Raw genomic sequence first — 16,836 nt, 5'->3', positions numbered from 1 at the left:
CTCTATGATGAGAGACTTTTTCATTTGGTTTATTTTTTAATATTCATCCTCATTCCAAAGATAATCTTCGTCTGTTGGATAGTCAGGCCAAATTTCTTCCATTGATTCATATATCTCGCCTTCATCTTCGATTGACTGAAGGTTTTCTACTACTTCTAATGGAGCACCAGCTCTAATAGCGTAGTCAATAAGTTCATCTTTGTTAGCAGGCCATGGCGCATCACTTAAATACGATGCTAATTCTAATGTCCAATACATCTGTTATCTGTTTAGTTTGTGCAAAAATAAATTTTTTACTGAAAAAGACAAGTAAATTTTGATTTATTTTAATAAAATTTAAGAACGTCTCTTGTTAAATTTCAATATTTAAATTCCAAACCCCAAAAAGGACAATAAAATCTCAATATTCAACTTCTAAATTCCAATTTTTATTTTGGAATTTGGGATTTAGAAATTTGGAATTTTACGAAAATTTATTTTCGTGGAATCCATTTTACTTCCTCCGCTTTTAAGTCAAACGACAACTTCCGTGCCAAGACAAAAAGATAGTCAGAAAGTCGGTTTAAGTACTTGATTGCTATTTCTGGAACGTGTTCATTATGGCTTAAATGAACTGCCAAACGCTCCGCTCTGCGACAAATGCAACGTGCTATATGACAATGTGACACAGTTGGATGGCCGCCTGGCAAAACAAAATGAGTCATTGGCGGAAGGCTTTCTTCCATTGTATCTATTTCGTTTTCGAGCAATTCAATATCTGAATCGATTATTCCTAGATTTTCTAAACGAAGTTTGCCATTTTTTAAAACTTCTTTTTCCTGCGGCGTTGCCAAAATGGCACCAACAGTAAAAAGTCGATCTTGAATTTCTATTAAAATGGTTTTATAATGCGGATTCATTTCCTGATCACGAATTAATCCGATATAAGAATTCAATTCATCAACAGTTCCGTAACTGTCAATACGGATGTGGTCTTTAGGTACGCGAGTTCCTCCAAAAAGAGCTGTCGTTCCTTTATCGCCTGTTTTGGTATATACTTTCATTTTTTTAAGATGCTAAGGTTTTAAGGTGCTGAGATGCTAAGTTTTTCTCTTTTGCGATTAAACGATTAACCAAATAAACGGTTAAACAGATTTTCTGGTGTCGCTTTCGATTAAACCATCTCTTAGACGAATTACGCGATGCGCATAAGCTGCAATATCTTCTTCGTGAGTTACCAGAATTACAGTGTTTCCTTGTGCGTGAATATCTCCGAAAAGTTTCATTATTTCTACAGAAGTTTTACTGTCCAAGTTTCCTGTTGGCTCATCGGCTAAAATAATTGAGGGTTTGTTGACCAAAGCGCGAGCTACGGCAACACGCTGGCGCTGTCCTCCAGAAAGCTGATTTGGTTGATGATCCATTCTGTCGCCCAGATTAACTTGTTTTAAAACTTCAGTGGCGCGGGCAATTCTTTCTGATTTTCCGTAACCGGCATAAATCATAGGCAACGCAACATTGTCAAGTGCGGTTGTTCGAGGCAAAAGATTAAATGTCTGAAAAACAAAACCAATTTCTTTGTTTCTGATTTCGGCTAATTCATCATCTCGCATTTGGCTGACATCTTTTTCATTTAAAATATATCGACCAGAAGTTGGAGTATCTAAACAGCCAAGCAAGTTCATTAATGTAGATTTTCCAGATCCTGAAGGTCCCATTAAAGCAACATATTCGCCTTTGTTTATTTCAAGATCAATTCCTTTTAAAACATAAACGATTTCATTGCCCAGTGTAAAATTTCGTTTTATGTCGGTTATTTTAATTAATGGATTTGCCATTTTGTTTTACAATTTTGGATTTAAAAGTACAAAACACTTTTCAATAAAATGATAAGTAGTTTAGAAATGGATTTTGTTACAAAAGGTGTTTTAATAAATAATATTGAAAAGAATAAGCTTTTAAAGTATAAAAGCGTTACATCTTTTGTGATTGAAATTGTATAATTATCATTGTTTTGTGAATTTTATAGTTTTAAAATGTTTTTAATTTTAAAAATGTGATAATAATGTAATTTTTTTTGAGTTGTGGTGTAGTAAATTTGGTTATCTATTAATTAAATAATCAAGATTATGAAAAGCATAAAAATAGCTGCGGGAATTACGTTATTAGTATTAGGTTTGACATCATGTAAGGATGAAAAACAAGAAAGAGCGCAAAAGACAATTGAATCATACGTAGTTTATGTAGATTCAGTAAAAAATATCAAATCAGATGAGCTGAAAGCAAATTGGGAAAATGTTGATGCCGAATATAATAGAAGGGCTGAAAGTGCACAAGCGGCTTTGGCAGATTTAAAAGATAACACTGCTGAAACTGCAAGAATAAATGCTAGCAAAGTTAAATATGAAGATTTTAAAAATGAAATGACAGTTGCTTTGGCGCCTCCGCCAGCTCCAAGTCCGAAACAACAATTGCGAAATGCTTTGTTTGGAGAAGGGAAAATTGGAGATGATATGAGTTTTGCTTGGGTAAATGCCCAAAATATTCACAGCGTATATCAGCAATTTGTCCATACTGTTGAAGATAATAAAGACCGTTATTCGAGAGAAGATTGGGATGAAATTAAAGTATTATATGAAGCATTAGACAGCCGAAAAAATACAGTTGAAAAAGAAGGTTTGACAGCGGAAGACAATAGAAAAATTGCTGGCTTGAAAATTAAATTTGCACCTATGTACAAAATAAACAGAATGGGAGCAAAAGCTGAAGAAAATAGGGATGCTAAAAAATAAATTTTTACGTTTTTTGAATTAGAAAAAAAAGACAATCAGAAATGATTGTCTTTTTTATGCTCTTATTATAAAATGTTCTTTTGGCTGTTCGTATCTGAAGAAAACAAATCCCCATTGAAAAGTGTCAATCGTTACTTTTACTTTTGGATGATCTTTTATGATCTCCCAAGCTTCTTCCATATCCGGAGACCAATGAATGTCATCAAAAATCCAAACGGAATCATTGTTGATTGTTGGAAGCAAGAGCTCAAAATATTCTAAGGTTGCCTTTTTAGAATGATTTCCATCAAAATAGATTAGATCATAAATTGAAGATTGAAGATTTTCTGCAATTAGAAAAGACTCAAATTCTGAAACGACATTTTCGACATTGTTGCAGTCGAATTCATTCAATTGATTTTGAGCAATAGTTGCAGTGTTTTGGCAACCTTCAATTGTAATTACTTTTCCTCTAGGATTTCCTAAGGCCAAAGCGGCAGTCGCTAATCCTAATGAAGTCCCAATCTCTAAAACATTTTGCTGTTGAAAATAATTCGAAACGCGAAAAAGTAATTCAGCACGTTTTGAAGAAATTCCAGCAGTTTTGGCAATTTTCGAAATTTGTCTTCGATTTGATTTGAAAACTCTTGAACCTGCTCCAAAATCAGTTACTTCAATGAAATTTTGATTTTCTAAAAGTGATTTTCTGTAATTTTGAAGAATGCTGTATTCCGGTTTTCTTTTTTTATCATAAAAACACTTTGTCAATAAATTAAAAACAAACGGCGAATGTACGGCATGTTCATTTTTAGACTTCCAAAGGAATTTGAGATACGATTTTATTTGAAAAAGCATTTCAGAATTTTACAGATGAATATGAATTAATTTACAGAAATTAATTTTACATCAAAAATTAGTACTGAACCAGCAGGTATCGAGCCAACACTGTTGCTTCCATAAGCTAAATGTGCAGGAATTAAAAGTACTCCGCTTCCTCCTTCTTTAAACAACGGAATTCCTTCTGTCCATCCGGCAATTACTCTGCTTAATGAAAAGGTTGCCCCGTTTACATTTTCATCAAATACTTTTCCGCTTGTTAGGTATCCTTTGTATGAAACAGTAACGGTAGATGTGCCTGTAGGTTGTTTGCCAGTTCCTGGTTCTTTTATGATGTAATGTAAACCAGACTCTGATACTTGAGCTGTCAAATTATTTTTAGCTAAATAATCTGTAATTTCTTTTTCGTTTTCTGCAGAATAATCCTTAGGTGGGGTTGTCGTATAATCTTTATCCGAGCTCGTGCAAGAAATAAAAAGTGTTACTGTAAATAATGTGGCTAATAATTTTTTCATGTGGTATTTATTTTTAAATGACGTAAATATAGTTTTTTAGTCACAGTCGCAATCACCGTTTTCAGTTTTTTAACATTCTTGGCAAACCTGAAACCTGAAACCTGAAACCTGAAACCTGAAACCTGAAACAAAAACCTTATCCCTCAAGTTTAGCAGAAAGCTCAAACCAACGTTCTTCTTTTGCATCGATTTTATTAATGATGTTTTGAAGTTCGTTTGCTTTTTTCTCAATATCAGCGTCTGCAACTTTTCCGTCAGAAAATAATTGCTCTATTTTAGCTTTTTCAGCTTCAAGATCTTTAATTTCTCTTTCGATTTTTTGATACTCTTTTTGTTCGTTAAAAGTCAGATTTCCTGTTGGGTTGTTTTGTTTCCAATCTTTCTTTTCGGCTTTGTTTTCTTCTTTTTGAGCAACGTCGGCGCTGTCTTCGTAAGCTCTGAAATCAGAATAGTTTCCTGGGAAATTTTCAATTTCGCCCTGACCTCTGAAAACAAATAAGTGGTCGACAATTTTATCCATGAAATAACGGTCGTGCGATACCACCAAAAGGCATCCAGGATAATCTAAAAGAAAACTTTCCAAAACATTTAGAGTCACAATATCTAAATCATTTGTTGGCTCATCGAGAATCAAAAAGTTTGGATTCTGAATTAAAACGGTACACAAATACAAGCGTTTTAATTCTCCACCACTTAATTTTTCGACATAATCGTATTGTTTTTTAGCATCGAAAAGAAAGCGTTCCAACAATTGTGAAGCCGAAATAATCTTGCCTTTTGCAAGCGGAATGTATTCTCCGTATTCTTTGATAACATCAATAACACGTTGTCCTGGTTTTGGGTTAATTCCGGATTGTGTGTAATAGCCTACCTTTATAGTGTCTCCTTTCACAACGCGTCCGCTGTCTGGCGGAATTGTGCCTGTCAAAAGATTTAAGAAAGTCGATTTTCCAGTTCCGTTTTTACCAATAATTCCGATTCTTTCGCCACGTTGAAAATCAAAACTAAAATTGTCTAGAATTACGCGGTCTTTGAATTTTTTAGAAAGTTTGTGAAGCTCAATGATTTTGCTTCCCATTCTTTCCATATTGATCTCAAGCTCAACTTTATTTTCTTTACGTCGGCTTTGGGCTTTTTCTTTAATAATGTAGAAGTCGTCTTGACGTGATTTCGATTTGGTTGTTCTTGCTTTTGGTTGGCGACGCATCCATTCTAATTCTTTTACAAATAAGTTTTTGGCTTTGTCAATGCTCGCATTTTCAGAAGTAATTCTTTCTTCTTTTTTCTGTAAGTAATAAGAATAATTTCCTTTGTATTGGTACAGTTTTCCATTGTCAAGCTCAAGAATTTCATTGCAGACACGCTCTAAAAAGAAACGATCGTGCGTTACCATGAACAAAGTGATGTTTTCTTTTGCGAAATAACTTTCCAGCCATTCGATCATTTCAAGATCCAAATGGTTAGTCGGCTCATCTAAAATCAATAAATCTGGACGATTGATCAAAATGATAGCTAAAGAAAGACGCTTTTTTTGACCTCCAGAAAGATTTTTTACTTTAAGTTTAAAATCTTCTAATTTTAATTTGAATAAAATCTGCTTGTACTGCGTTTCAAAATCCCAAGCATTGTGCTGATCCATTGCATCAAAAGCTTTTTGGTAAGCTTCTTCATCAGACGGGTTCTCTAAAGCTTTTTCGTAAGCTTCGATAACTTTCAAAGTTTCATTGTCTGAAGCGAAAATACTTTCTTCAATTGTCAATTCATCTTGCAAGTTATTATCTTGAGAAAGAAATGCCATTCTGATTCCTTTTCTTAAAACCACTTGTCCCGTATCCGGTTCGTCCAAACCATTAATAATATTCATAATGGTCGTTTTTCCAGAACCGTTTTTTGCGATAAAGGCAATTTTTTGGTCTTTGTTGATTCCAAAAGAAATGTTGTCAAAAAGGACTCTTTCGCCAAATGACTTTGATATATTTTCTACAGATAAGTAATTCACAAGAATAAAATTTTTTGCAAAAGTAAACTTTTATCTCCCGATTTGCGAATTATTTGTGAACGTAGGGATTTAGAATTGGACTTAAATCCAAATAATGAATTTGTGCAGGTACATTAATAATTGGTTTCCGAATTAATGTTTCATTGGTCAAATAATAATGAAGTCCGTCTGTAGTTGCAATTCCTTCAATTTGATGAAAAGAAAGCTGGAGATCGATTCTTCGTTTGTTTCCAGAATCAAATTCGTGATTTTTAAAATCATATAACAAATACAAAAATGATTTTCCGAGTTTAGAATAGCCACAAAGCGTAATTAATTTTTTAGATTCTAAATAAGTCGCGCCTGTAACTAAGCCTTTTGTGTCAATTGTTTGCTTTAATTGAGCAATATGATTTCCAGATTGATTTGGTAAAACATAAATGCTTGTTTTAGATGATTTCCATTGTTTGGTGAACAAATAAATACTGTCTTTCGAAACAATAAAAGCCTCGCAGTCAAAATTTGTTGTATTTGGTTTTTGAGAAGAAAAGTCAGTTTGATCTGAATATTTGAAAAAGATGTTTTCTGCTGTTGGTTTGCCATCTAGAAAATCTTTTTTATTGATTTTTAAAATATTCAAATCAGTTCTATTTCCAGCATAATTATTTCCAAAATCACCAATGTAGATATGAGTGCTGTCTTGTGAAATTTCTTCCCAATCATGATTGATAACTTTATCCAGAATAATTTTTTTCTGAATCTTTCCTAAAGTGTCTAATCCATAAATGGTTTTGTCATGATCATCATTATGCGTCCAAAGCAAATTTTCAAAAGCAATCAATCCTGAAGTTTCGTTAATAGTATCATTCAGTTTTATCGAATGTTTTGGCCTTACTTTTAAATTTTCATATAGACAGTTACCATTATTTTCAACAGCATTTGGATTGTAATTTTTGGCCAACAAATCCGTACAACCCGATATTTGCGAATATGTTGACTGAAATATTAAAAATAAAAAAAAAGCGAGATTTTTCATGTATAAACTTTTCTCTCAATGAGATAGCAAAAGTAATTTTAATTATTAAAAATTGTATGTGAAATTATTTAATAAAATATTTTTTAGAGATACAATTTTTTAAAAATTAAGATGTTATTCCTAGAGGGCAAAAATAAGCTTATAGTGTATTAAATTAAGACATTTCTTTCTTTAGCTGTTTTGCTATTCATTTTAGAAGTGTATTTTTGCAAAAATATTAGAGGTCTATTCTTACATGTTTTTACTTATCTTGTTGACGTGTAATATATTATATAGAGTGATGATGGTTTTAACAGCTTTGTTAAAGTATTATTTAATAAAAAAAACTTAAAATTTGTCAATATATTTGCCGCTAATGTAAATTTTTCTGCTTTCAATTTTTGGGAGTCGGAGGGGCGAAGCCGTGTGCTGAAAGGAAGTGTAAAATTGCAAAAAATATTTTTAAAATATGAAAATAGGAATCACATTTAGTGCATTTGATTTGTTGCACGCTGGACATATAAAAATGCTGGAAGAAGCTAAGCGTCAATGTGATTATTTGATTGTTGGTTTACAGACAGACCCTACAATAGATCGTCCCGAAAAAAATAGCCCAACGCAAACCGTTGTTGAAAGATATATTCAATTAAAAGGATGTAGATTTGTAGATGAAATTGTTCCTTATGCCACAGAACAAGATTTAGATGATATTCTGCGCGCTTTTAAAATTGATGTTCGTATACTTGGAGATGAGTATAAAGATAAAAATTTTTCAGGGCGAGCTTATTGTGAAGAGAAAGGTATACAATTGTATTTTAATACTAGAGATCATCGTTTTTCAAGCAGTGGATTAAGAAAAGAAGTTGCAGTAAAAGAATTAAAAAGAGTAAAATAATTACCTTTACATTTATACGAAAGAATAATAATTTGAAAAGATGTTCTTTGATTTATAAATGGTTAAGTTATAATAAAAATATATGAAAATTTTAGATTGTACATTACGTGACGGAGGATATTATACCAATTGGGATTTCGATAAAAACTTAGTTGATACATATATCGCGGCTATGAATGATTTGCCCGTTGATTATTTAGAAGTTGGCTACAGAAGTCCTAAATTATCAGGATATTACGGCGAGTATTTTTATTGTCCTGATTTTGTGCTAAAAAGACTGGCTCGCATATCAAATAAAAAACTAGTAATTATATTAGATGAAAAAAATATTGATATTGAGACCGTTGAAGAGCTGTTAAAGCCTTGTCTTGGCATAATTACAATGGTTCGAATTGCTATTGATCCCGAAAAATTGTTAAGAGCAATTGATTTGGCGAAAAAAGTTAAATCAATGGGATTTGAGCTAGGATTCAACGTAATGTATATGTCAAAATGGAAAAACTTGCCAGAGTTTCTATCTAATTTAAAATATGTCGATGGTGTTGCAGATTATTTTTATATGGTAGATTCATATGGTGGCGTTTATCCAGAAGATGTAAAAGAAATATATTCGTTGGTTCGTTCACAAATGAAGACAAAAATCGGTTTTCATGGACATAATAATCTAGAATTAGGTTTGATAAACACGCTTACTGCGATTGAGTGCGGTGCTGATATGGTTGACGCAACGATAACAGGAATGGGGCGTGGTGCAGGAAATTTAAAAACAGAATTGTTGCTTACTGCGTTGAATCAAAAAAACAATTTAGAAGTTGATTTTAATGCTTTGAGTTCAGTTACTGATGCTTTTACACAATTGCAGAAAGAATATGAGTGGGGAACAAACCTGCCTTATATGGTTTCTGGTGCAAATTCATTGCCTCAGAAAGATGTTATGGATTGGGTTGGAAAGCGTTATTATTCTTATAATAGTATAATTCGAGCTTTAAGCAATCAATCGAAAGGAATAAAGGATAATGAAACATTAAGTGAATATCATCCAACTGAAGTATTTAAAAAAGCTTTAATTGTTGGAGGAGGTGATAGTGTTAAAGAGCATATTGATGCGCTTAAAAGCTATTTGTCATTGAATCCAGATGTTGTCATAATCCATTCTAGTTCAAGGAATGTTGCTTATTTAAATGATTGCGATAATAAACAATTTCATTGTTTGGCAGGAAATGAGGGACATCGATTAGAAAAAGTGTTTAATTCTGTACCAAATAATAGAATTGCAATACTGCCACCTTTTCCTCGAACAATGGGAACTTATATCCCTGTTAATTTTAAATCGAATTCTTATCAGTTATCCGAAATTAATGTCACAGAAAAATACAAGAATTCTATTACGGCTTTAGTTCTTCAATTAACAAAAGAAATGAATGTTGAAGAATTAATCTTTTGTGGATATGATGGATATAATGGTGAGATTACGCAGCATAAATTAGAGTTGTTTAATGAGAATGAATATTTGTTTAGAAATTTTTCAAAGGACAATTATATTTTAAAGTCTGTTACTCCTACAAAATATAAAGGTTTGCTTCAGGAATCTGTTTATTCTGAACTTTATAAATAATTACATGGAAACAGTTAGTGTATTCTTGCCTACGAGAAAAGGTAGTGAAAGAGTAATAAATAAAAATACCCGAATTTTTGCAGATGTTCCTAATGGACTATTACAAGTTAAGTTAGGCCAGCTTCTAAAGACCAAATTAGTTGATGAAATAATTTTGTCCTCTAATGATGAAGCATCTTTAGATTTCGGAAATGGAATTGCTAAGAATGAGAGTAGATTAAAAGTTATTGAGCGTCCAGATCATTTGGCACTCAGCAGTACAAATCTTATAGATTTAGTGAATTATGTTCCTTCAATCTGTAATACTACAAACTTTTTATGGACTCATGTAACTTCACCCTTTGTAACTGGCGAAGATTATGATGCGGCCATTACAGCATATTTTAAGGGACTGGCTGAAGGTTATGATTCTCTAATGAGCGTTAAAACTATTCAAAACTTTTTATGGTCTAAAGAAAAAAATGATTTAATAAATAGAATTTCAGATGTCAAATGGCCGAGAACACAAGATTTAATGCCATTATATGAAATTGATAGTGCATTTTTTATTGCTTCTCGAAATATTTATTTAAACAGTCAAGATAGAATTGGACAAAAACCATTTTTAATGGAGCAGTCTGGATTTAAGTCGTTTGATGTTGATTGGGAAGATGACTTTGAATTGGCTGAATTAATTTATAAACATTTAGATGGAAAATTTTAAGACAATTCTGTGGGATTTTGATGGTGTCATAATGGATTCAATGCCTGTTCGTGACAAAGGTTTTGAAATTGTTTTGCAAAAATATCCTCAAGATCAAGTTTCACTTTTAATGAATTATCATCAAAAAAATGGAGGTTTGTCTCGATATCATAAATTCAGATATTTTTTTGAAGAAATAAGAAAAGAATCTATAACGGATGATGAAATTCTGGCATTAGCAGAGCAATTTTCAGCCGTAATGTTAGAAAATCTTTTGGATGAAAATTTGTTGATACAAGATTCACTGAATTTTATAAAAGACAATCATAAGAAATACAACATGCATGTAGTTTCAGGTTCAGATGGTAATGAACTTAGATACATTTGTGAGAAACTTGGATTATCAAAATATTTCATTTCTATTCATGGCTCACCAACTCCAAAAAAAGAATTGGTGCAGAAACTACTACTTGAAAGTGCGTATAAAAAAGAAGAAACATGTTTGATTGGTGACTCATATAACGATCTTGAGGCGGCAGAAGTTAATGAAATTGTTTTTATAGGCTATAATAATGAAAAACTTTTAGATAAAACCGTCAAATATATTACCTCTTTTCAGTAAAATATTTAGAACAAATCAAATTTTAAAAATAATAGATAAATACTCATGCGAAAAATATTACCTGTTTTTTTTGTTTTTTTTGTCTTATTCTTTTCTTTTTGCAGTTCAGAAAAAGATCCTGTTTCAAATACAGGAAAGCCTCCAGTTGATACAACAAATCCAGAAGATACTACAGAGAAAGGATTTACTTTGCTTCCTAAGAATCTGGCATTGAAATCTGATTTATATCTCGAAGGAGGAATTTTATTAGATCAAAATGACAACCCTAAGTATAATATCTCGGGAAGGACTTGGCAAGGTATTCCTTCAATAGGGAAAGATAATCTAGGTTATTTATATGCAGCTTGGGTGACAGGTGGTAAAGGAGAGGGCAATGATAATTATTTGACTTTGTCTTTGAGTAAAGATAAAGGAAGAACTTGGTCTAATGATAAGCTAGTAATTTATGTTAATCCTGAAGACTCTACAAGAGTAGCAGATCCCTGTTTTTTTAATGATAAATTTGGTAATTTATATATGGCTTGGCACAAGTATGTGCAAAAAAAAGAAAATTTAAAGAAAGAATGGGCAATAGTATGGTATTCTAAATTAGAATTTTCAGAAGAAGATAACACTATCCACTTTACTCCTCCGCGAAGAATTGCAGAAGGGAGTATGCTTAATAAACCATTTTATTCAGAAGCTTCAGGTCAATTTTTTTTTCCTATAGCAAGGTGGTATGAAGGTGATGCGTTGTTGCATAGACCATTTATTTACAGCGCTAGTTATGGAGAACATAGTTTAGTTAATTTCTCAAAGATCGGTTTTATTCCTGTTAATCCTGATATTATGGGTATACATGAACATATGATTGTTCAATTAAAGGATCAATCGTTTCTTGGTATGGTGCGTACATTTGATGGTATTTATTATTCTAAAAGTAAAGATGGCGCAATCTGGGATATGAGTAAAAAATTTACTGATTTAGGTAGCACAACTGTAGCACGATTTCATCTTGGAAAATTAAAATCGGGTCGCTTAATATTAATATTTAATAATGCGACAACGAGATCTAATTTAGTTATTTTCTTATCAGAAGATGATGGGGTAACATGGCCATACAAAATGACTATCAATGGAGGTAATCATGTATCGTACCCAGATATGATAGAAACAGAACCTGGAGTACTTAATATTGTTCACGATTTTTCTCGCAATTTGGTTGGAACAATTCAGTTTATAGAAGTGCATGAAGATATGATAATAAAAGGAAGTTATGGAGGAGTTTTTAGATCTAAAATTAGCTCATTAAAATAGTCATACGATTTTGATAATTGATTTGAACAAAATAAAATGAGTAAATTTAAGGAGTTAGGAAAAAATACAGTTCTTGTTTTTGTAGGGAATATTGGAAGTAAAATGATTGCTTTTTTGATGCTTCCTTTTTACACTAAATGGCTTAGCGTCGAAGATTATGGGACATCTGATAATGCATTGATTTATGTCAATCTTTTAATTGGGATCTTTACGCTAAGTATATCAGAATCAATTTTTATTTTCCCTAAAGACCAAGAGTTCAGTAAACAAAAGCAATTTTTTTCGTCTGGTTTTATTGGTTCTTTGATATTGTTGTTTGTGACGGCCTTTTTGTTGTACGGAACAAAAGAAATTCTGATTGAACAAAAAATCCTTAAAAGTATAACAGATAATATGGAATATATTTATCTGTTAATTGTATCCTTATTTCTTCAAACTTTTTTGCAACAGTTTGCTCGCAGTATTAATAAGATTTTAGTATATGCAATTTCAGGAGTTGTTCTAACATTGTTAACGGCATTTTTTTCAATAGTTTTAGTTCATAAATTTGGTTTAAAAGGTTTTTTTATTGCACAAATTCTTTCGTATTTTATTTCGGCTATTTACGCATTTATGCATTCAAAATCTTATAAGTATTTTTCATTTAATGCTTTAAGTTTTGACCGCTATAAAGAAATGGCAAAATATTCTGTTCCTCTGATTCCAAATGCTATAATGTGGTGGCTAGTAGGATCTTTAAATAGACCAATAATGGAAGAGTATTTAGGGATGCATGCTATTGGGCTTTTTGCTGTAGCATATAAATTTCCATCTTTAATTAATGTCCTTTTTTCAGTATTTATGGTATCTTGGCAGATTTCAGTAATTGAGGAATATAAAAAAGAAAATTATGAGAAATTTTACAATCAGGTATTAAAGTTAGTTTTTATATTTCTTGGAATTTGTGTAATTACATTAAGTGCTTTAGGTAAAAGTTTAACTGCATTAGTTACTGATGTTAAATTTTTGGATGCCTGGCTTTATATTCCAATACTTTCTTTGGCATCATTGTTTTCATCGATTTCCGGTTTTGTTGGAGCCAATTTTTCTGCAACTAGAGAGAGTAAATATTATTTTTATTCAAGTGTTTGGGGAGCCGTGATAGCAGTAATTTTTAATTTTCTTTTAATTCCTTTATGGGGGCTTTATGGAGCAGTTATTTCGACTGGATTATCTCATTTTGTAATGATGTTGTCAAGAATTAAATATTCTTGGAGGAGTGCGAAAATATATAATCTTGCATTTTATATTATGATGTTGCTGATTATTACGATAATGATTTTGTGTTTTAGTTTCCTTGAAAATACGACAATATTAATCTCTGTTTTTGCTTTAGGAATTATCTGTTTTTGTTTTTTGATAAGAAAAGATTTCTATTATTGCTTGCATTTATTAAAAAAAATAAAATTATAGAAATTATATAATGAAGCATGTTTTTCTAGTTCATAGTAATACGACTTTAATTGTTGCAAACGGAGTAATCAAAAAAGAGAAACTTCAAAAAGAGGATATTTTATTTTTATTAACTAGAGGATTTAAAAACTCTTTTGATTATAGTAATATAGATGGAGATATTTTTTTTCAGGAACTTGAGGGAATTAATTATTTGAATTTTTTTAAGGGTTGGAAACAAATAAAAATGATAGACAATTTTATAAAAAATAAGATAAATAATGATTTTACTATTTATCTACCACATGTTGCCCATCCTTTTTTTCAAATCCTTTACACGAATGAGCGATGTGTAGCCGTTCATATTTTAGAAGAAGGCGTAAATTGTCTTTCAAAGAAATTGTATGATAATAGTTCTTCTTTGAAGTTTAGTTTTATTAATTTATTTTTTAATATTTTAGGATTATATGGCAAAAGAAGATTTTTTAGAGTTCGCTCAAATATTGATTTTTTTATAAAAAAAGAAGTACAAACTATTTTTTATTACTTGACTCCGAATGCTTTTTCAGAAGTATCTCTTTTTGAAAAAAAAGAAATTGCATTAGATTTTCACGAGTTAAATTTTATGGAAAAAAAAATAAATGATAATAGTACAATATTTGTTTTTGAGGCGATAGTTGAGCAAGGTAATTTGTCCATGGATTTATTTTTTAAATCAATTTATGAAGTTTTAAATGATATTCAAAGTTATAAAATATACGTAAAATTTCATCCAGCACAAAATGAAGATAATATAAGAAAAATTTATGATATTTTGTCTGAAAAGATTGAGGTTATTGTTTTAGACAATAATGTAATTCTTGAATTTGAATTTTTGAGAAGTAAAAAACTGATTATTTATGGCTTTACATCTTCGTTGCTTCATTATGCTAGACTCTTTGGGCATAAGGTAAAATCATATTCATTTCTATGGGAAAAAGATAAAATGTTTGCCAACTTTAGATCATCTAATGATTTTTCAATTCCTTCTGATAAATGAAAAATAAGGTTTATTTTTTCATAATAGTACTTATAGTATTCTGTACAGAAAGATTACAACAAATATTCTACGTTGGATTTTTTGACTTTTACCCTGCAAGAGCTCTTTTTTTACTTTTAATACCTTTTTTTAGCTATAAAGAGTTTGTTGCAAATTCATCAAAGGAAGTTCGAAATGTGTTTAAGATTATAGTGTCTTATATCATTGTAGTACTGTTTTCCGCGTTAAACTCTCAAGATGTTTTTTATTCGTTCAAAAAATGGCTTGATATTTTGACAATTTACTTTTTTGTGTTTTTAATTTATGGCTTCTTATCTAGGGCGGTGAAAAAAAACAACATTGAATATCTTCAGGTAGTTTTCTTGAAAAATTTAAAAGTTGTCGTTTTAATTTGCTTTGTTGGAGCTCTATTTTTATTAAGACAGGTTGATGATGGAGGATCGGTGAGAAGTTTTGGTGGAATTACAATATACAGAAGAATTTCGCTATTTGTGGATGCAAACTTTTTTTGTACTTTTCTTATTACTGCCTTTAGTTTCATTTATTTTAGTAAGACAAAAAATAAAATATTTTATATTCTTATTATATCGCTATCCATATTATTATCTGGATCTAAAGGAGGGATGGTCTCATTAGGAATTGCTTTACTTTTTTATTATAGAAACAATTTTATTTTCTTAAGATCGAAAATGTTTCCTATTTTGAGCGTAATTCTTCTAGGGTTAATAGTAGCTTCAGCCGTTTTTAAACCAATTGAAACTATTCAAAAAATTACATCCTTATCATCCTTTAGCGAAAAAAGTGGTGATGAAACCATACTTCCAAGAATAATTTCTTGGAATTCAGGTATGAAACAATTTGCCCAATCTCCTTTGCTTGGTATCGGCCCTGGTAATATTGTAAATATTAGTAAGGGATCAAAAAATTCGAATTTATTAAGTTATGTAGAAAGTGTTGGTTTTTATGGCTTGGGAGACGAAGCAATTGATAAATTAGCAACTCACTCAAATTATTTAGAAATACTATTTGAACAAGGTATTATAGCATTTATACTTTACTTATTATTTGTTTATAAAATTTTACGACTAAGTAAAAAAGCTATTAATTTAAATAGGAATGTTTTTTTAAGTTATTATATAGCATTTTGTGCTTTTTTTTTAAGTACAATTCTTCTCAGTTATTATCCTTATTTCATGAGTTTTCTTTACGGGATGTTTCTTTTTCTGTATGATAACAAAATAAAACAGATGAAATTAGTAAAGAGTAATTTAAATAAATTAAAATTAGATAATGATTAAATATAGTATTATTGTTTGTAGTTATAATCGTTATGAATTTTTGAAAGCAACTATTGATTCTATTCTTGAAGTGATAGAAAATAGGAATGATTTTGAAATATTAATTATTGATAATAATTCAAAAGATCAAACGGTTAATATTAAACAAGAGTATTTGGGTAATAATCATGTTAAGTATTTTTTAGAACTTAAGCAAGGATTGTCGCATGCAAGAAATCGTGGACTAAATGAAGCTTTAGGTGATATTTTGATCTATTTAGATGATGATATTGAGTTGGTTTCCAATTATTTCAAAACTTGTGATGCAATATTTGCAAATAAAGATATTATAATTTCTGGAGGAAAAGTGTTGCCACATAAAATCAATATTCCCGCTTGGCTTCCGTTGAAATATTATCATCTGGTGAGTGTTTTTGATTTAGGCGACCAGCCAAAATTTGTAACATGTATTATGGGCGGAAATTTTGCTATAAGAAGGATCGATGCGCTTAAAATTGGCTTATATGATACAGCTTTAGGACGTAATGGTAAGAAACTTGGAGGTGGAGAAGAAGTAGATTATCAGAATAGAGCTCGTTTAATGGGGTACAAAATTTATTATGACCCGAAACAAAATATACTGCATAAAATTAATGAAAAATTAAACGAAAATTATATTTTAAATTATTCTAAAGAGCTTGGAAGATCTGAAAGGATAATTGATAGTTCGATTTCTAAATTTAAGACGTTAAAAAAAATAGTAAAATCCATTGCAGCACTCGGATTGTTCTGTTCTTTGAGGCATTTAGTAAAACAAGAAAAAAGAATCACATATTTAAAAATTATAAATAATTATGCGATTGGATACTTGGGGTTTAAATAAG

17 protein-coding genes are annotated in these 16,836 nt (G+C 30.7%); 10 read left to right on the top strand and 7 right to left on the bottom strand.

All coding sequences use genetic code 11. The annotated features are described in order from the left end of the window. Positions 1–36: 36 nt before the first annotated feature. The 3 genes from AAYQ19_RS08600 to AAYQ19_RS08590 all read right to left on the bottom strand — a co-directional run bounded on the left by AAYQ19_RS08600 (position 37) and on the right by AAYQ19_RS08590 (position 1,817). The gene (locus AAYQ19_RS08600) at positions 37–258 is read right to left on the bottom strand and encodes a DUF2795 domain-containing protein (protein WP_007138072.1); all 222 of its coding nucleotides are present in this window, start codon (positions 256–258) and stop codon (positions 37–39) included. A gap of 215 nt (positions 259–473) precedes the next feature. After that, a complete protein-coding gene (locus AAYQ19_RS08595; RefSeq protein ID WP_132989660.1) occupies positions 474–1,043 on the bottom strand; it encodes a cob(I)yrinic acid a,c-diamide adenosyltransferase in 570 nt (189 codons plus the stop codon). A gap of 81 nt (positions 1,044–1,124) precedes the next feature. Continuing rightward, a complete protein-coding gene (locus tag AAYQ19_RS08590; protein WP_343535828.1) occupies positions 1,125–1,817 on the bottom strand; it encodes an ABC transporter ATP-binding protein in 693 nt (230 codons plus the stop codon). A gap of 291 nt (positions 1,818–2,108) precedes the next feature. Between AAYQ19_RS08590 and AAYQ19_RS08585 the strand changes: the two genes are divergently transcribed. Beyond that, a complete protein-coding gene (locus tag AAYQ19_RS08585) occupies positions 2,109–2,771 on the top strand; it encodes a DUF6565 domain-containing protein (RefSeq protein ID WP_343535827.1) in 663 nt (220 codons plus the stop codon). Between the two features lie 54 nt (positions 2,772–2,825). On the opposite strand, the gene AAYQ19_RS08580 is transcribed toward AAYQ19_RS08585, so the two are convergent. The 4 genes from AAYQ19_RS08580 to AAYQ19_RS08565 all read right to left on the bottom strand — a co-directional run bounded on the left by AAYQ19_RS08580 (position 2,826) and on the right by AAYQ19_RS08565 (position 7,116). Beyond that, entirely contained in the window at positions 2,826–3,605 is a 780-nt protein-coding gene (locus tag AAYQ19_RS08580; protein ID WP_343535826.1) for a class I SAM-dependent methyltransferase, read from the bottom strand. 26 nt (positions 3,606–3,631) lie between these two features. Then, the gene (locus tag AAYQ19_RS08575; RefSeq protein ID WP_343535825.1) at positions 3,632–4,102 is read right to left on the bottom strand and encodes an FKBP-type peptidyl-prolyl cis-trans isomerase; all 471 of its coding nucleotides are present in this window, start codon (positions 4,100–4,102) and stop codon (positions 3,632–3,634) included. A gap of 136 nt (positions 4,103–4,238) precedes the next feature. Continuing rightward, positions 4,239–6,101, bottom strand: coding sequence for an ABC-F family ATP-binding cassette domain-containing protein (locus AAYQ19_RS08570; protein ID WP_343535824.1), 1,863 nt, complete (start codon positions 6,099–6,101; stop codon positions 4,239–4,241). A 49-nt stretch (positions 6,102–6,150) separates the two neighbouring features. After that, positions 6,151–7,116, bottom strand: coding sequence for a T9SS C-terminal target domain-containing protein (locus tag AAYQ19_RS08565; protein ID WP_343535823.1), 966 nt, complete (start codon positions 7,114–7,116; stop codon positions 6,151–6,153). Positions 7,117–7,564: 448 nt separating this feature from the next. On the opposite strand from AAYQ19_RS08565, the gene AAYQ19_RS08560 reads away from it, so the two are divergent. The 9 genes from AAYQ19_RS08560 (at position 7,565) to AAYQ19_RS08520 (ending at position 16,835) form a co-directional block, all read left to right on the top strand. Next, a complete protein-coding gene (locus AAYQ19_RS08560) occupies positions 7,565–7,990 on the top strand; it encodes an adenylyltransferase/cytidyltransferase family protein (protein ID WP_343535822.1) in 426 nt (141 codons plus the stop codon). An 82-nt stretch (positions 7,991–8,072) separates the two neighbouring features. Further along, on the top strand, positions 8,073–9,605 hold the full coding sequence (locus AAYQ19_RS08555; RefSeq protein ID WP_343535821.1) for an aldolase catalytic domain-containing protein: 1,533 nt from the start codon (positions 8,073–8,075) through the stop codon (positions 9,603–9,605). 4 nt (positions 9,606–9,609) lie between these two features. Further along, positions 9,610–10,308 carry an acylneuraminate cytidylyltransferase family protein gene (locus AAYQ19_RS08550; RefSeq protein WP_343535820.1) on the top strand — a complete coding sequence of 233 codons (699 nt, stop codon included), beginning with the start codon at positions 9,610–9,612 and terminating at the stop codon, positions 10,306–10,308. Then, the gene (locus AAYQ19_RS08545) at positions 10,295–10,909 is read left to right on the top strand and encodes an HAD family hydrolase (protein ID WP_343535819.1); all 615 of its coding nucleotides are present in this window, start codon (positions 10,295–10,297) and stop codon (positions 10,907–10,909) included. Before AAYQ19_RS08550 ends, AAYQ19_RS08545 begins: the two co-directional genes overlap by 14 nt. A gap of 45 nt (positions 10,910–10,954) precedes the next feature. After that, positions 10,955–12,205: a sialidase family protein gene (locus tag AAYQ19_RS08540; RefSeq protein ID WP_343535818.1), complete on the top strand. Its 1,251-nt coding sequence runs from the start codon at positions 10,955–10,957 to the stop codon at positions 12,203–12,205. Positions 12,206–12,241: 36 nt separating this feature from the next. Then, positions 12,242–13,657 carry a lipopolysaccharide biosynthesis protein gene (locus AAYQ19_RS08535; RefSeq protein WP_343535817.1) on the top strand — a complete coding sequence of 472 codons (1,416 nt, stop codon included), beginning with the start codon at positions 12,242–12,244 and terminating at the stop codon, positions 13,655–13,657. A gap of 10 nt (positions 13,658–13,667) precedes the next feature. Next, a complete protein-coding gene (locus AAYQ19_RS08530) occupies positions 13,668–14,675 on the top strand; it encodes a polysialyltransferase family glycosyltransferase (protein WP_343535816.1) in 1,008 nt (335 codons plus the stop codon). Then, complete coding sequence (locus AAYQ19_RS08525; protein WP_343535815.1) at positions 14,672–15,973, top strand: O-antigen ligase family protein; 1,302 nt, start codon at positions 14,672–14,674, stop codon at positions 15,971–15,973. Before AAYQ19_RS08530 ends, AAYQ19_RS08525 begins: the two co-directional genes overlap by 4 nt. Beyond that, a complete protein-coding gene (locus AAYQ19_RS08520) occupies positions 15,966–16,835 on the top strand; it encodes a glycosyltransferase family 2 protein (RefSeq protein ID WP_343535814.1) in 870 nt (289 codons plus the stop codon). The genes AAYQ19_RS08525 and AAYQ19_RS08520 overlap by 8 nt, the downstream gene beginning before the upstream one ends. Position 16,836 lies beyond the last annotated feature (1 nt).

The sequence above is a fragment of the Flavobacterium mesophilum genome (genome assembly GCF_039581405.1).
Classification (GTDB): Bacteria; Bacteroidota; Bacteroidia; order Flavobacteriales; family Flavobacteriaceae; genus Flavobacterium.
This window is presented reverse-complemented; position numbering and strand designations above follow the sequence as displayed.

Coding starts and splice junctions, on each gene's coding strand:
- AAYQ19_RS08555 (WP_343535821.1), top strand. CDS start 8,073: ATGAAAATTTTAGATTGTACATTACGTGACGGAGGATATTATACCAAT.
- AAYQ19_RS08540 (WP_343535818.1), top strand. CDS start 10,955: ATGCGAAAAATATTACCTGTTTTTTTTGTTTTTTTTGTCTTATTCTTT.
- AAYQ19_RS08600 (WP_007138072.1), bottom strand. CDS start 258: ATGTATTGGACATTAGAATTAGCATCGTATTTAAGTGATGCGCCATGG.
- AAYQ19_RS08590 (WP_343535828.1), bottom strand. CDS start 1,817: ATGGCAAATCCATTAATTAAAATAACCGACATAAAACGAAATTTTACA.
- AAYQ19_RS08525 (WP_343535815.1), top strand. CDS start 14,672: ATGAAAAATAAGGTTTATTTTTTCATAATAGTACTTATAGTATTCTGT.
- AAYQ19_RS08535 (WP_343535817.1), top strand. CDS start 12,242: ATGAGTAAATTTAAGGAGTTAGGAAAAAATACAGTTCTTGTTTTTGTA.
- AAYQ19_RS08580 (WP_343535826.1), bottom strand. CDS start 3,605: ATGCTTTTTCAAATAAAATCGTATCTCAAATTCCTTTGGAAGTCTAAA.
- AAYQ19_RS08575 (WP_343535825.1), bottom strand. CDS start 4,102: ATGAAAAAATTATTAGCCACATTATTTACAGTAACACTTTTTATTTCT.
- AAYQ19_RS08545 (WP_343535819.1), top strand. CDS start 10,295: ATGGAAAATTTTAAGACAATTCTGTGGGATTTTGATGGTGTCATAATG.
- AAYQ19_RS08560 (WP_343535822.1), top strand. CDS start 7,565: ATGAAAATAGGAATCACATTTAGTGCATTTGATTTGTTGCACGCTGGA.
- AAYQ19_RS08565 (WP_343535823.1), bottom strand. CDS start 7,116: ATGAAAAATCTCGCTTTTTTTTTATTTTTAATATTTCAGTCAACATAT.
- AAYQ19_RS08530 (WP_343535816.1), top strand. CDS start 13,668: ATGAAGCATGTTTTTCTAGTTCATAGTAATACGACTTTAATTGTTGCA.
- AAYQ19_RS08595 (WP_132989660.1), bottom strand. CDS start 1,043: ATGAAAGTATATACCAAAACAGGCGATAAAGGAACGACAGCTCTTTTT.
- AAYQ19_RS08585 (WP_343535827.1), top strand. CDS start 2,109: ATGAAAAGCATAAAAATAGCTGCGGGAATTACGTTATTAGTATTAGGT.
- AAYQ19_RS08520 (WP_343535814.1), top strand. CDS start 15,966: ATGATTAAATATAGTATTATTGTTTGTAGTTATAATCGTTATGAATTT.
- AAYQ19_RS08550 (WP_343535820.1), top strand. CDS start 9,610: ATGGAAACAGTTAGTGTATTCTTGCCTACGAGAAAAGGTAGTGAAAGA.